Annotated in this window: 12 protein-coding genes; 6 read left to right on the top strand and 6 right to left on the bottom strand. The window is 69.7% G+C overall.

Annotation, left to right across the window (positions count from 1 at the left end):
- Positions 1 to 272 precede the first annotated feature (272 nt).
- Complete coding sequence (locus tag SPR02S_RS34445; RefSeq protein ID WP_019061584.1) at positions 273 to 569, bottom strand: DUF6300 family protein; 297 nt, start codon at positions 567 to 569, stop codon at positions 273 to 275.
- 737 nt (positions 570 to 1,306) lie between these two features.
- Here SPR02S_RS34445 and SPR02S_RS34440 point away from each other — a divergent pair.
- Positions 1,307 to 1,639 (top strand): hypothetical protein, encoded by a 333-nt coding sequence (locus tag SPR02S_RS34440; RefSeq protein ID WP_019061583.1) that lies wholly within the window; start codon positions 1,307 to 1,309, stop codon positions 1,637 to 1,639.
- Positions 1,640 to 1,649: 10 nt separating this feature from the next.
- Positions 1,650 to 2,663, top strand: coding sequence for a helix-turn-helix domain-containing protein (locus SPR02S_RS65805; RefSeq protein WP_019061582.1), 1,014 nt, complete (start codon positions 1,650 to 1,652; stop codon positions 2,661 to 2,663).
- 212 nt (positions 2,664 to 2,875) lie between these two features.
- Here the strand turns inward: SPR02S_RS65805 and SPR02S_RS63425 are convergent, their stop codons facing one another.
- From SPR02S_RS63425 to SPR02S_RS34410, 5 genes are all read right to left on the bottom strand, one after another.
- Entirely contained in the window at positions 2,876 to 3,277 is a 402-nt protein-coding gene (locus tag SPR02S_RS63425) for a hypothetical protein (protein WP_158697920.1), read from the bottom strand.
- Positions 3,278 to 3,403: 126 nt separating this feature from the next.
- Positions 3,404 to 4,501: a transposase gene (locus SPR02S_RS34425; RefSeq protein WP_078623088.1), complete on the bottom strand. Its 1,098-nt coding sequence runs from the start codon at positions 4,499 to 4,501 to the stop codon at positions 3,404 to 3,406.
- Between the two features lie 404 nt (positions 4,502 to 4,905).
- The gene (locus SPR02S_RS34420; protein WP_158697919.1) at positions 4,906 to 6,030 is read right to left on the bottom strand and encodes a hypothetical protein; all 1,125 of its coding nucleotides are present in this window, start codon (positions 6,028 to 6,030) and stop codon (positions 4,906 to 4,908) included.
- A 201-nt stretch (positions 6,031 to 6,231) separates the two neighbouring features.
- On the bottom strand, positions 6,232 to 7,698 hold the full coding sequence (locus SPR02S_RS56915) for a hypothetical protein (RefSeq protein ID WP_019061578.1): 1,467 nt from the start codon (positions 7,696 to 7,698) through the stop codon (positions 6,232 to 6,234).
- A gap of 88 nt (positions 7,699 to 7,786) precedes the next feature.
- Positions 7,787 to 8,401, bottom strand: a complete 615-nt coding sequence (locus SPR02S_RS34410) for a hypothetical protein (protein ID WP_019061577.1) — start codon at positions 8,399 to 8,401, stop codon at positions 7,787 to 7,789.
- A gap of 453 nt (positions 8,402 to 8,854) precedes the next feature.
- Here SPR02S_RS34410 and SPR02S_RS34405 point away from each other — a divergent pair, with 453 nt between their 5' ends.
- The 4 genes from SPR02S_RS34405 (at position 8,855) to SPR02S_RS34390 (ending at position 14,381) form a co-directional block, all read left to right on the top strand.
- On the top strand, positions 8,855 to 12,583 hold the full coding sequence (locus tag SPR02S_RS34405; protein WP_019061576.1) for a hypothetical protein: 3,729 nt from the start codon (positions 8,855 to 8,857) through the stop codon (positions 12,581 to 12,583).
- Positions 12,584 to 12,662: 79 nt separating this feature from the next.
- Positions 12,663 to 12,824, top strand: coding sequence for a hypothetical protein (locus SPR02S_RS63420; protein WP_019061575.1), 162 nt, complete (start codon positions 12,663 to 12,665; stop codon positions 12,822 to 12,824).
- A gap of 193 nt (positions 12,825 to 13,017) precedes the next feature.
- Entirely contained in the window at positions 13,018 to 13,680 is a 663-nt protein-coding gene (locus SPR02S_RS34395; protein WP_245607668.1) for a hypothetical protein, read from the top strand.
- 197 nt (positions 13,681 to 13,877) lie between these two features.
- Positions 13,878 to 14,381, top strand: coding sequence for a hypothetical protein (locus SPR02S_RS34390; RefSeq protein ID WP_019061573.1), 504 nt, complete (start codon positions 13,878 to 13,880; stop codon positions 14,379 to 14,381).
- The last annotated feature ends 23 nt before the right edge of the window (positions 14,382 to 14,404 follow it).

Genomic DNA, 14,404 nt, shown 5'->3' with positions numbered 1-14,404 from the left:
CCTACTGGGAGGGGCACACGCCGAGCAGAGCGGCCAGCTTAGGCGGATCTCACGGCAAAGAACCGCGTTTCGGCGAAACTCCAGCCCGGCGACGGCGACAGGCCCCATCCAGGAGACGGCCTGCTGCGGGCCTCGGCCACGAGGGCATTGACGATCCTCGTGGGGGGCGGTCAGTTTTCTGCGAGCGGATCGTCCTGGGCAGGTACGAAAACCCAGCCCATGGCCTCCATGGTCTCCGTCTCCCACATCTCGAAGAGCAACGGCAAGTCTCTCTAACGCCGGGCGGGATTGCCGATCCAGCGGATCGGGTCGCTCGCGGCCGGGCGGCCGCTGTCGCAGCCTTCGCACAGTTCCAGCAGCGCTCCCGGCGCCGGCGCTCTCCAGTGCAGCAACAGCGTCCGTGTGCACCGAGAGCACGGCACCGGCGTCTGCCTCTCGCGGCGCCCGCCGACTACGCCGTCCAGGTTCGCGAGTTCCTTATCCGTCACCGAGTCGAGGTGCCCATCAATGTTAGGCGTGCGCCAGAACGTACCGTCGGGACGGACGAAGTAGCGCCACTCGAACGACACAGAGTTCCCCTTCGGGGCAGATTGGTGCAATGCGCCACGATGTGCCCACCCCTGGATCACCGTCAAGAGCCGCACACCTCCAGACAGCGGGTCGGACGAAGTCGAACCTGTTGACGGGGCGCGATCACATTCCGGCTGGAACGCCCGGGAGGGTTGTGCACCGGCTCTCAAGTGGGCGGTCAGCAGAAGGGCGCCCTTCCTACCGGCGCCCCGCCCGGACGCCGGTGCGGTGGCGGGCATGCGCGTCGGTCCGGCGCCGAGGACGGTGCCGGACCGACGCGTCGGCGGACGCGGGTCCAACGCGCCTGCCAGGGTTCCGAGACGGTTCGGGCTTGCGACCAGGAGCCGTCAGGAGGACACCGGCGAAATCGCCGCCTGTGCCGTGCTGTTCACCACCGTCTTGGTGAAGGGGCCTAGACCGCAAATCGGCTGGAACAAACGGTGGGCCACCCCGAGAACGGCGCCCCGACAACTCGCCCTCGACGTACCGGTGTCAACGCCCCGGCCGGGCCGCGGATTCGGTTGCGGAGAGCGGAACACCAGCGGGGCCAGAAATTCCTATAACGGCCAAAAGGGGTGCTGGGTGCGGCGGGGCGGGGCCGTGCGTGGAAGGCTTGTGCCGCGCAGCCCGAGGACCGGCAGGGTCCAACTGCCCCTGGGCCACGCACTCTTGCGACCAGTAACTCGGGCCCCGGCACTCCGCGGGCGGCCCCCGTCAGGACGGGGTCCTGCGCACCATGAGCGACACCTTCGCCTCCCACCCAGCCCCACCGGCTCCGGCCGGCCTGGCTGTGCCCTGCTCCTGCGCCCACGGCGCCGCCGCCGCGGCGGACGGCGGCGAACCGGCCCCGGCCGCGGGGCGGTTCGGCCCCACGCACGCGCTGATTCTGCTGCTGTGCGTGCTGGTGCTGGGCAGCGGGCTGTTCCTCGCCGGGACCCCACTGGACACGGTCTTCACTCTGCTGGGCGGCCTGGTCTCGATCGGCGCAGGCACCCTGGCTGCGGCGGGCGGCGGGCGGCGTCTGCTCGCCGTCCTCGCCGAGGCCGCTGTGCGCGGCGCGGGCAAGTAGGCGGCCCGGGATGACCCGTACCCCCCGCGGCGCCGCAGACCGCCCCTTCGCCCACCTCGCCGAGCACCTGACCGCCCTGCGGCGCACCGCGCGGCTGCCCCAGCGCACCGTGGTCCAGGCCGCCAGTATCTCCCGCGGCGCCGTCCAGCGCGCCGAGTCCGGTACCACCGCCCCCACCCTGGCTGTCCTCGACGCTTACGTCCGTGCCTGCGGAGGCCGGCCGGACGACCTCGCCCGGGCCCGTGCCCTACGCGCTCGCGGCCGCACCGCCCAGCGCGATCGGCTCCGCTGCCTCGACGCCCCCAACCCGGCTCTCATCCACACCGCCGACGACCTCGGCGCCGCCCTGGCCGCCGCGTACGAACGAGCCGGCGCCCCGCCCCTGCGCGACCTTGACCTGCCCGGCCGCGCCCCGGTGCCGCCCACCACCGCTTGGCGGATCGTCAACCGGAAGGGGCTGCCCGCCACCGTGCGGCAGATGCTGACGTTCCTGACCGCCTGCAACGTCCACCCCGCCCAGCAGCGCACCTACATCGACGCCTACCACCGCATCACCGCCAGCCTCCATACCCGTCCTACGCCCCCGCCCGCACAACGCGCGAGCGATGGCCGCAGAGCAGTCGTGCGCCTCGCCAGCGAGGTACATCACGAGCAGCAGCACCTGGCCGCCGCACTCGCCCCCGGCCTCCAGGTCTTCGCCGCCGCACTTGGCCAGATGGACGTCCGCCCCGAAAAGCTCGTCCCCGCCGTCGGAACCCTCATCCCCGCCCTGTCCCGGCTCCTCGGACAGGAGGCGCGCCGCAACGGACGCTCCCTGTCCGACACCCTCGCCGCCGGCGTCGACCCCTTCGCCGCCGCGCTCCCCCACCTGCTCCCGGCCATCCCCCTCAGCCGCGGCCCCCGCCGCACAGAGAACCTCCGTCTCACACACGAACTGGCGCCCCCCGACGAACCGTTCTCCCCGGCGCTGATCACCACCACTCCCCCACCGAACTTCCCCGGCCACCTCGCCCCCACCAGCTGACCACCAGCCACACGTCGACCACGCCGCCGGACACGAGAGAAGCGAGCGAGTAGCAGGCCGGACACGATGACGGCCCCAGCGGACAGCGCATCGCCCCGGCACCTACGCAACCCCACGGCCTTTGCGGCAGTACGCGTGCGGTGCTCACGGGTGAGGCTCTGGAGCCTCACCCATGGGACTGGACTATCGGCGCACAACGGCGTGCATTGTCGTCACGACCTTCCACAACACGCTGATGCCGCCGGCCACACCGGCGCCCAGGGCAACGATCGGGTCGCGGGAGTAGGCCCATGCCCCGGCCGCGGCGGCCACCGCAGCGCCAGCACCGGCACCGGCACCGGCACCGAGTGTTGCGGTGCCGGGTCGGCGAACTGAACGACGACACCGAGGAGTTCGAGCGCCACGGGCATCCCGAGGTTGGCCCAGTGGTCCAGCAGGTCGACGAGCTCCACCCACGCGGCGAGGTCGGCGAACGCACGGCGCGGCTGGGTGCGCACGATGTGCTCGGCGACCACGAGATCGGCCCAGGGGCCACGCCCGGTGCGGGCGGTGAGCAGGACGTCGTCTCCGGTCCGTACGCCGAGTTCGGGCGCGCCCGGGGTCCGTTCGCGCATGACCGGGGTGAGGCGTGGACTGACTGGGGGGGTGACAGCGTCGGAGGCGAAGCGGAGGCACTGAGCGTCCTACTCCGCCACGAGGGACTCCTCATCGAGGTGCTGGTATCGCAGCCATCGGTGTAGTCAGTCCCGGTCGCAGGCAATTTCGGTCATCCCCGAAAGACGCAGTCCGAGAGCAGGCACGAGGCCGTCCCCAGCAGCTACCCGTGCCGAAGGAACCCCACGAGGCGGGCGAGCACCAGCAGTGAAGGGCACGACCAGCCGCATCAACGCGTCCAGGGTGCCGTCCGTCTCCCAGCGCACCCACTGCCGGTGAACCATCTGCCAATCCCCCAACTCACTGGGCATGTTGCACCAGAACTCCCTGGTCCTGAGCTGCCACAGGGCACCGAGTAGGTGACGGCGGAGATCGGGATTCAGCCCTAGGCGTGGGGATCGCAATTCGAGCGGCAATGCCAAGCGCAGCACATCCCACTGGATATCGCTCACATCCTGAACATCCCTACTGGTGGCCTGGGCCTTGACCGCCACGGCCGCGGCCCGTACCTCGTCGAGGACCACTCCGTCGTCGGGCCCGATGTCGGTGACGTCCGTCGTCACCGTCACCGAGCCACGCATGCCTTTCCCCAAGACCAGTGTGTCGGCGACCGCGCGAACGAGCGGCATCTGCCCAGACGCGGAGCCGGTTCCGCGTCTGCGGGAGGTGACGACAGGGATCACCAGGACCGGTGGACGCTCACCGGCCAGAGCCGACAGAGCCATCAACTCAACGGCACTGGCGGCCTGCGCCTGTGTCCATCTTCCCGCGAGGACAACCGCGTCGCCCGACCACACCGGCACCGCGGGGCGGCTGCGTACCTCCGTCAGGCTCGTCGTCAGCATCGACCACGCACCCGGCGCGGCAGTCGCCAACGACGCCCAGGACCTCAGGTGGTACCCGCAGCTCAGCATGCTACTGATGACGCTCACGGCGTCCGGGACGGGCAAGGCTCCGTCGACTGCGGCCAGCGTCGACCGGGCCATGGTGATGTACTTGGTGTAGGCGCGTCCCGTCCGGGGCAACAGCAGCCAGATCCGTCGCGCGTCCAGCGACGCGCGGGCCTTCAGCGCAGTCAGATGGGCCACCGCAACGTCGTCAAGCTGGCCGCCCCCGTCGGCTGCCGCATACCGGTCCGCCAACTCAGGCGTAATGGCCGCCACATGAATCCTCAAATCGCTCATAGAGCGTATATATATCGACTATTTACCAAAAGCCTCAACATCACTCGGGCGAGCTGCATCACGCTCCGGTGCGGGCAAGTAGGCGTACCCCCGCCAGCGGCGCAGTCGCCCCTTCGTCCACCTCGCCGCACTGCGACCGCCCAACGCGCCGAGCCGCAGAGCCAGGCGCCCCCCTCCATCGATCGTGTCCCGCATGGCAGCTCCGACGGAGCCTGCTCTCGACAGACGGCGCGACACAAGTCAGGGCTGCTGGGCGGCCGGTTGAGGACCAGGAACGGAGCGCACGGGCACGGCAGCTGCACGAGCAGCACGCTCTCGTGCCACCTCGGCATCCCATCCCAAACTCGCTTGTCCGCCTTACTTTCCGCGCGGTTGACGGTGAGAACAAGGAGGATTTCCACGGGTTATGGGGCTTCGAGCAGTCGGCGCCACCTGTCGTCGGCGAGCGCGGCCTTGAGTTCCCGCACGAGCTGTCCCCGGGACCGCGAGGTCACGTCTCTCCGGAGGCGGGTCGTTCCGGGCTCGCAGAACGAAGCGAAACCGGCGACAAGAGCGGCGACCTGTTCCGGACGGCGCCGGCCCAGTTCCTCGCGTGCGGCTCGTTCAGCTTCATACCAGGGCTGCTTGAGATCGTCGGATCGCTGCGCGGCCGTACGCCCCAACTGCCTCACGTGCATCTGACACTCGCGCCACCGCTGCGCCAGAGCACGGACGAACCTCCGTCGGTTAATGATGTCCCAGGCATCCTGGTCCGTCATGGCGCGCAGTTCCCGCATGTCGAGCGCGGCAAGGGAGGTGGTGAACTCGGGTCTAATCCCGGCCAGTTCGCAGTGTCGGTCACGCAGGTGCTCCAGAGCTCCGGCCCACCTACGCAGCAACAGCGGATGCCGTAAGTCGTCGCAGCGTTCCTGCTGATGCGTCGCGTCACCCGCCGCCACGGAGGTGACCTCGCGCGGTGAAGCGGCCAGGAGCGCACGTACCTTCTGGCCAGTCGGCGCCGTGATCAGATCCCTTCGTACGGCATCCTCGATGGCCTCGAAGACATCACGGTAGGACGGCGTGTCCAGGGGGTTGAGCTCGGGCAGGCCACGCCGGGTGAGTTCCTCGGCGCGTAGCTGCTTGATCTCCTCCACATGGTGCTTGGCCAGGATCGACAGCGCGCACAGCCGGGCGTCCTTGAGATGGGGTGCGAGCAGTTCCCAGCCCTGCTCGGCGCGCCGTGTCTTCAGGAGCGCATTGGCCTGGCCCATGCGCTGGTGCACCACGCCCGCCCGGCGCTTGACATTGTTCAACCGCGTGTCGCGGCCGTAAGTCATGCGCTCGACGCTGGAGGCTAGCTCCCCCGCCCCGGCGTACAGGGCATCGGCCCACTGCTCAAGCCAGTCGTCACTACATAAAGCCTCCGACACCGTGGCGTGCACATCGCCGGTGGCCTCGGCGACGGCCGTGGTGACCAGCACATCGAAGTCGACTTCCCACCACCTCTCAAGCTCGTGATAGGTCATGCCCCTGATGTCGCTGATCTTCATGTAGCTCGGCATCGCGTGAGTCTCCCCCATAACGGACGGGATGGTCGGCATCGGTGATCGAATGCTTCCCCGACGAATCATGCGGAACGCAGCCACCGGCGTCATAGGCCCGGCCAGATGGCGAGCCGGCCTCCGCAGGGGTCCTCGCCCGTCAGGACGCCCCGGAGAGCGTCATCCAACCACCTTGGGCGAAGGCCACAGTCAGTCTCCCGACGGAGGAGCTTGTGCATGCGTTCGCCAGAGACGCCACCGCCTGCGGTCGTCCGCCGGGGTCCCGCTCCCTCCGGCAGGGGGCCCGCCCAGTTCTCCTCCTGCGCGGGCCTGGCCAAGCACCGCAGCCTGCACGGCCGGCCAGTCCTGCATGCGCCACCAGCGGAACAGATCGCCGGAGGCGAGCACGGGAAACGGGAGCGCGTCGACGACCCTGCGCTGATACACCTCGGGCGGGCGCTCGGCGGGGTCGAGGCGATGCTGGTGGTTGACGATCAAGGCAGCGCAGGTGACAGGCTGACCGGGCCGCAGCTGCGGCCATTTCTCCAGATGGCGTTGAAGCTGCGAGATCAGTTTCTCCCCCGCTGGCCCGGCGACGGCCTTCACCTCGACCAGGCAGGTGGACCCATTCAGCACGGCGAGCAGGTCCGCCGACAGGGTGCCGCCCAATTCCTCGTCCAGATCGGTGACGGCGAATCCGGCGGCACGCAACACCACGGCCACCGCGTCTTCCAGCTCGCTGCCGCCGCCGTACAGGAGACCGGACCGTACGGGCTCGGCCTCGTCCCGCGCCCGCTCCAGATCGTGATCCAGGCGGGCCTTGTCCTCCAGGTAGCGGCGCTCCAACTCCTCAACTGCGCCGCGTGCTTGCGTCTCCGCTGGCGTCTCCAGGGCGGGATCGACGTGGCGGCGCGAGCGGACGCGGCGCAGCGCGGCCGGCACGTGCTCGGGGAGGGCGCGCTGGACGAGCCAGTCGACCACCTGGTTCCAGTCGACCCCGTCAGGGATCACGTACCAGATCTGCTGGCCGTCGCCGGACGTCCAGCGTGCGACGACGGGCTCACCCAGACTGTCGACAAGGATCGGCACCAGGTCGCCTTCGGGCTTGCGCATCGTCGTTCCGCGCTCCCCCTCCAGGGCGGTAGCCGACAAGGTCATCGCCCACCAGGGGGCGTTTGCCGGGCGGTTGCGCAGTCTCAGTCCGAGGTCGTGGTCGGCCGCGTCCAGATCGGGAGCCAGGGAGACCTCCGCCCCCGCGAGCAGCCGCTTGCCGACGATCGCGCCGGTGAAGTGGCGGAAGTCCACGCGGCCGCCGGGCCGACCGAAGACCGACCGCACGCGGTCTTGGTCATCGTCCGCCGTGCCCATCGTCGCGATGATGAGCGCGGGCTCGCGACGTGAGGCCGCCCCGGACAGGAACCTGTCAAACTCGTCGGCGCCTCGACCGGAGAAATGGCTCGGGTTGATGGCTGCGGCGCAGGTGCTGGTGTCCATGTCGAGCCAGCGCGGCTCGGCCCCATGCTCGGTCCAGGAGATGCCCGCGTACTTGGCCGAGGCCGCGAAGAGCTTGCGCGCGTAGTCGGCGGCCTGCGGATCTGGGTTCTCCATCTGGGCGGGGTCGTGGACAGCAATGTGTACGGGGACGAGTCCGTTCGGACCCGAGGTGTGCGCGGACATGGCCGAACCGTAACGGCCCGGTGTGACAACGCCGCCAGGAGGACACAGCCAAACCGGCCCTGCGGACGGTCAGAGCGCCGAGACGGTCTCAGCGAGCCGCGGGAAGGCTCTGGACTTGGTTGGCCACCTCGTCGAGCGCATCCCTGGCCATGTCGAGAAACACCCTGCGCTGCACGATCAACTCCATGCCGGCCTCATGCACCGCACCGCCAGCATCGGGGATGCCATCCGCTGCGGCTGCCTCCGCGTAAGCCCGCACGTCCAGCACCAGGGACGACATCCGGTCGACAAGCCCCTGTGCCGCGGCCGCGATGGTCTCGGGACCCTCCAGGATTGTCACGATCCCAGCGCTCTCAGCGTCCTTGAACTTCACTCTGATCGCGGCGACCCGTGCTTCGTCGAACGGCACCGACGAGCGCCTGACCTGCAGTTCTCGGAAGAGCGACTGGTTGTCTCGGTCTACGGCCCCCAGCGCTTCGAGGAAGGCGACATAGGCGGCCTGCCTGCGTTCACGACGCCAGCGCTGATGCTCGACGCGTAACTCATTCAGCTGGACCCGGTTCTGCGACTCCTCTTGCCATATGTACTGACGCTCCAGAGCGGTGGCCGTTCGCTGCTCCGTACGAGCTGCGACGAAGGCGGTGAGCGCGGCGCCCATGATGGTGCCCAGCACACCCACGACTGATACGACGATGGCGGTCATGCCAACGTACTTTCCCCACGCCTCTACCCGCGCACCCGAGACAGAGCCGCGGCTGTGGATCGGCACGAGGGACGGGCAGCGTCTCATTGCGCGCCACCGCCCCCGGTGTTGCCAGGCACCCGCGTTCCTGTACCGCCACAACCCGGTGCAGCCGACCGCGTTGCCTGACTCCACGGCGGCGAGCGGCCGCGTTAGGCACCTCCCCGGACCCCTTGGTCCTGTCGATGACTCGCACTGATGATTCTCGGCACCGGTGGCGCCGCAGACGTGGATAACCCTGGATAGGTCCCCCACCAGCGACAACAGAAGCCCCTGGCAAGCCAGTTGACCGGCGGTACGCGACGAGGCGCGTACCCGACGGCGTCGGGCCGTCTGAAATCCTCGGCGCGGTCCGACGGCCTCCTGCGAAGCTGTCGCGTCGGATCAGCCCGGTACGAGACCAGGACGCGCACCATGACCACGAACACGCCCGTCACCTCCGCAACACACCGCCGCGTGGACTGGAAGGTCCTCGACCGGGCCCTGGCCGCGTACTCCACCGACTCCCTGCTCGTACTGCTCCAGGCGGCCCTCACCTCGCCGGACTTCCAACGTCTTGAGGACCACCTGCTGCTGGTGCTCACCCGCGTGTTGCGCACCCCATCCCGCCCTGGCATGCCCGTCGGCGCCGACGACCTGCCCGGTCTGATCGACGCCATCGTGCGAGCCGCCCCCGGACGCGGAGTCCGCACTGGCCGCGACCCCAGTGACCTGCGCGCGGGAGTCGGCAGCACCGTTTCGGGGGAGCGGCTGCTGGTCCACCCCGGACAGCTCGACCACACCCTGCTCGTGCTGCGCAGCCTGGAGCTCACCGCTCTGGCCGTCGACCAACCGCTGCGCGAGGCAGTCGGTTTCGGGATCGGAGACGTCCTCGACCTGGCCCTGCGAATCACCGACCGGGCGCTCAGCGCGCTTACCCCCGCGTGGCCCGAACCCTATGTCAGCCCGGACGACGCCCCAGAACATCGGCTCGCCTGCCGCATCACCTCCGCCGAGGTCGACGCCGCCACCGCGATCGCGACGGCCGACCCGGTCGACCTCGTCCCCTCCTGCCGGCACCCGGAACATGCCAGGCGCGCCCTGACGTGGCTGACCAGCCCGATCAAGGACCTCCCGCTGCGCTACCGACCCCACGCACCACTGCTCGGCCCCGTCCTGGCCGTCACCGCGCACGGCCGACGTCTGCCCGTCCCCGCTGGCGCGGCAACGGACGCCATCGCCCCGGCCGCCACCCGGCTGTTCGCCCTCCTGCCACCGGCCGAACTTGCCGCGGCCGAGGAGCGGTTGCAGGAGGTGACCGTCGCCCGGCTCGCCCAACTCCTCGGCGTGGACCACTTCCCCGCAATCCCCGGACGGGTGTGCCGGATGACCTCGCCCACCCACCGCTACGACATCGCCGTCGTCAGCGCGCTGGCCGATGGCGCCCTGAGCGGCCGCGTCGAGGAAGGCCGCGCCGCCCTCGCCGACACACCGCCGGGCCACGGCCGCCTCGTCGTCTACGGCGGCCCCCGCGTCCTGACACGCGAGCTGATCCGCGACACCGCCTTCCTCCACGTGGAGGAACTCGCCGAGATCCTCCACCAGAGCAACGGCGACCCGACCCTCGCGGCCCTGTTCATCCTGGAACTCACCGAGCACCCAGGCGTCCACGGCGTGGCCTACCTCGATGCCCTCGACGCGTGGTCGCTTTGGCACCGCAACGCCACACTGCTGCTGCCCGGCCCCGACCGGGACGGCATCGCATTCGTCCCCGTCACGCCGTGCGACGAGGTCTGGGAGCACGCCGCCGTGCACGCAGCCACCGACCGTGTGCTGAGCGCTGCCGGCCTGCCGTGCGTACGGGACTTCACGCGCGTCACGCCGGTTGCACCCGAGCGCGGGGCCCGCGGGACGCGAGCCTGTCTGGAGTACCGCAGCTCCGAGGGCACCTTGCTGATCCGTACGTCGACCGTCCCGCCGATGGTGATTGTCGCTGTCCCCTCCCAACAGCGCGGCGGCCCACTGGACGCACGGGGCATGGACGACCTGGCCGACTCCCTTCACACCACGCTCACCACCATCGAGCCGGTCGTCGCGCACGCCACGCTCCCCGACGGCGCACCCCTCATCGTGGACATGACGGTCTCCGCCGAGCCCCACCAACTGCCCACCGGAGCAATGGATTCGGCCGATGACGCCGACGCGGAAGAGAGGCTCCTCGTGCTCGCCGGCTCCGACCCCGAGACCGCGCGGATCGGACTCGTCGTCGACCCTCCGCTCCTTGCCGCCTTCGCCGGCGACGGCCAACAGGGGCACCGCATCCTGGGCCGCCTCGTCCACGAACTCATCACCCAAGTCCGCACCGGCCGCGCCGCCGGGCCCGGTACCGACATCGACACCTTCACCGACGCATGGAACAACGCCCATCCTCTGCTGCTCCTGGCCGGCATCACCAACTCCTGGCCCGCTGCCCGCCCCGCCTTCACGCTGCCGCGCACTCCGCACCTGCACGCACGCGCCCTGCGCGCCGCGGCCGCGGCTGTACGCCGCGCCAGCGTGCCGGTCGGCACGTGGCACGGAGCCGACGCATGCCGCCCCGGCGGACCCGCCGAGCAGCTCCTCCATGCACTGGAAACCGAACTCGCCGACCAGATCAGCGCCCACCAGCCGGCCCTGTTCGGCGAACTCGCCCGGCATCTGAACGCCGCGTGGTCCCACCGCACTCGCTCGCACACCACCATCACGGTCAACCTCGCTGCCCCCTGGGCGGACAACTGGGCGGAGGAGTCCCGTCGCCAGCAGCAGGACGCGATGACCGCCACCAGCGCGCTGCACCTGCTACTGCAGCAGGCGCTCGTCACACCGCCCGCCGGTGACCGGCCCGTTGATGTCCTTGCCGTCGCCGAGCTCGTCGCGCTCGCCGAAGTCGTCTACACCACCGGCATTGCCGCGGTCTCAGCCGCGCGCCGTCTGCACGACCTTGTCCTGACCATCGACCCCAGCGGCCTGTTCAACCTAAGCGCCGACCCCAACACCTCCGCCCCGGCCCAGGGCACGGCGAACGCGGACCATCTCGGTTTCGACGCCGAGGCCTACCAACACGCCCGCCACCAGCGGATGATCGAGGCCGCCGCCGATACAGAACTCAAATCCTTCGACGCGGCCGACGTGCTCGCCCGGGCGCAGGTGCGCACGCCCGTCGGCTTCACGGCAGCGGCCCTTCCCACTGGTAGCGAGCTCGCCAAGGCCGACCAGCTCCTCATCAAGGACTGGGGGTGCGGTCTGGACGCGATCGTCGCGGTCCTCGCCACCGCGTCCGACTGGGCCACCGGCGAGCGCGGCACCATCACCGTGACCAGCGAGGAACTCGTCGCTGAGAGCGCCGCCTGGTCCGGGCTTCCCGCCGAACAGCTCCACGCCGCCGTCGACCGTCTGCGCCTGCATCCCGGCAACGCCGAAGGCCCCGGCGAGCACGCCTACACCGAGGTCGAGCGCCGTATCCGGCCGCTGACCCACCCTCTCATCGCCCACGGCGAGCAGCTGCTCGTCCTGCCCTGGCTCGCCCACGTCTCCCTGGAGACGTGGGCGGCCAACCTCGACGATGGCCACCTCCCGCACCCCGAACTTCCCGCACCCGTCGACAAAGCACTCTTTCGCTACCGCCAGCAACTCGACCAGCGTCTGGAGAAGGACGTGCGGGACGCCGCCCGCCGTGCCGGTCTGCCGCACCGCTTCCGCCTCTTGGAGAAGACCGCCGCCACACTCGGTATCCCCGGCCTGATCGGAGAGATCGACCTCCTGGTCGCCGACTCTGACACCCACCGCCTGTGGGTGATCGAGGCGAAGAACCCCACCCGGGCCGTCGCTGTCCACGCCCTGCAGCAGCACATGAAGAGGTTCACCACCCGCTACCGGGACAAGCTGCTCAGCAAAGCCGCCACCGTCGCCCAGCACGCGGTCCAGGCTGCGGCGGCCTGCGGTGTCGACGGCGAATACCCCTGGCGGGTGCAGCCGTTGATGGTCACCCGCACCATCGAGCCAGCCGCGTTCCTCGTCGATCCCCGCGTCCCCTACACCACGGTCGATCACCTCGCGGCGATCCTCAGCCAGCCCCACGACCCCGGGTCCGGCTGGGCCCCAGCCGGACCGTCCGAGACCCCGTGACCACACGCCGCGCCTGATATTTCACTGGTCCAACTGCAGGAGGTTCTACGCCTACGAACCAGCCCATCAGGCCAGGGTCGTGGCATACCGTGTCGGCGAGGACTGGCACCTCGACGTGTGCACGAGCGGCGGGCGGCTGCTCGTGTACGGGACCGTGCCGGAGGGTGAAGTCGCCGACCTCACACCGGAACTCGTCGCCCGCGCCGCCGCATGGGCCACCGACTCCTCCGGCTACGCCTGACAGCGGTTCACCACCACCGCGGAGGACATCAGGAATCGCTGAGCGCCGGCCGTCAGGACGTCATGCGACCGCGCGAGCTACTGCTCCTTGCCGGACACGGGGACGTGGCGGTGTACCAGTCTCCGGGCCGCTAGGCTGCGCGGAGCCTTGCAATATACGAAGTCTCCGGCGGTGGAAAATGCCTCGCGGCGCGGTGCACTCGATCTGGATCGCGGTCGACGACGAAGTCCCACAGAACGTCCGGGACGTCACGGAGACACACAAGAGGCTGCGCGCCCGGCGATCGGCCGACCCCTGCTGGAGCACGCTCGGGCTGCGTGGTGCGGATGCCAAGAACCGTCGCGCGCAATGGCGGACCGAGGTCCACCGCCAGCGTCTCGCAGGTGAGCTGCTGGACACCGTCGACGTCCTCGTCGAGTGGGGCGTTCGCGAGGAACTCTCCGCCCGAGGCTGGGACCATGAATGGGACCCGGCGCCCGAGGAGGCGTGGGAGCAGGGCCGGTGGCCCGGCTCGCGAGACCGCGGTCTCGGCGGTTACCCCGAGCGCCTCTCCGCCCGCCTCGACGGCGACCTCGTCGCCCTTGCCGTCGCAGCCTGCTGGTGGACGTCCGCGCCGGCAATCGAACTTCTGCAGGCCTGGCGCGACCTCCACCCCGGCATCATTCCACCCCGCTACAAGCTCGACGCCGAAGGTCGCGAACTCCTTGCCGGTCCGCTCGCCGAGTACGTTCGCCTTTCCGACCGAGTCACCACCACTGGAGCCATCTGGCGCTCCGGCGTCACGCGCGGACTCGCCCAGGCCCGCGCTCTCGTCCCCGCGGCGCAGACTGCCGACGGATCAACCACGGCACACTGAACCGGACAGGCAACAGCGCTGCCGCATAGGTTCCTTCATACGCGCGAACCTCACGGTCGCATCGTCTTCACGTGCAACAGAAACCCCAGTCGACTCTTAAGACTTGCATTCATCCACCCCAAGCTATATAGTCTTAAGAGACGCAGATGTTGAGGTCTGCGCCGCCCCCAACAACCCGTACAGGAGAACCCCACCGCATGGCCCTGCCCCTTCCCGCCGGATTCACCCTTTACGACTGGATGGAACTCCGCGGCTTCACCTGGAAGATCGAAAACGAGGGCTACGAGTACGCCGCCGAGGAATATGCACCGGAGTTCGAGACCGCAGAGCTGAAGGCCATCGCCGAGGACGACGACCCGCGCCCCCTGAGGCGGCTGGTCGACGACCACGAGCAGGCGATGGACACCTGGCAGGAACAGACCGGCTGGGATGAGGTCGACCGGCTGTGGACCGCACACCAGCGCGAGCAGAAGGAACGCGGCGAGCAGCACCTGCTCTGGGCCCTGCACCCGGGCGTCGACTGGGACGGCGGCGCGTACTCCACCGCCTACGAGAGCCGCGAGAAGGCCCTGGACGGCATCAAGCAGCAGAACGAACTCGCCGAGAAGTACGACCATTTCACCCCGTTCACCGGTCGGCTGATGCACCGCCGCGAGCCCGGCGGCGACTGGACCGTGGTACCCATCGAGCACTCCCCCTGAGGGTCACGCAGGTCCGGCCGGTA

It is taken from the genome of Streptomyces prunicolor NBRC 13075, assembly GCF_000367365.1.
Lineage (GTDB): Bacteria > Actinomycetota > Actinomycetes > Streptomycetales > Streptomycetaceae > Streptomyces > Streptomyces prunicolor.
This window is presented reverse-complemented; position numbering and strand designations above follow the sequence as displayed.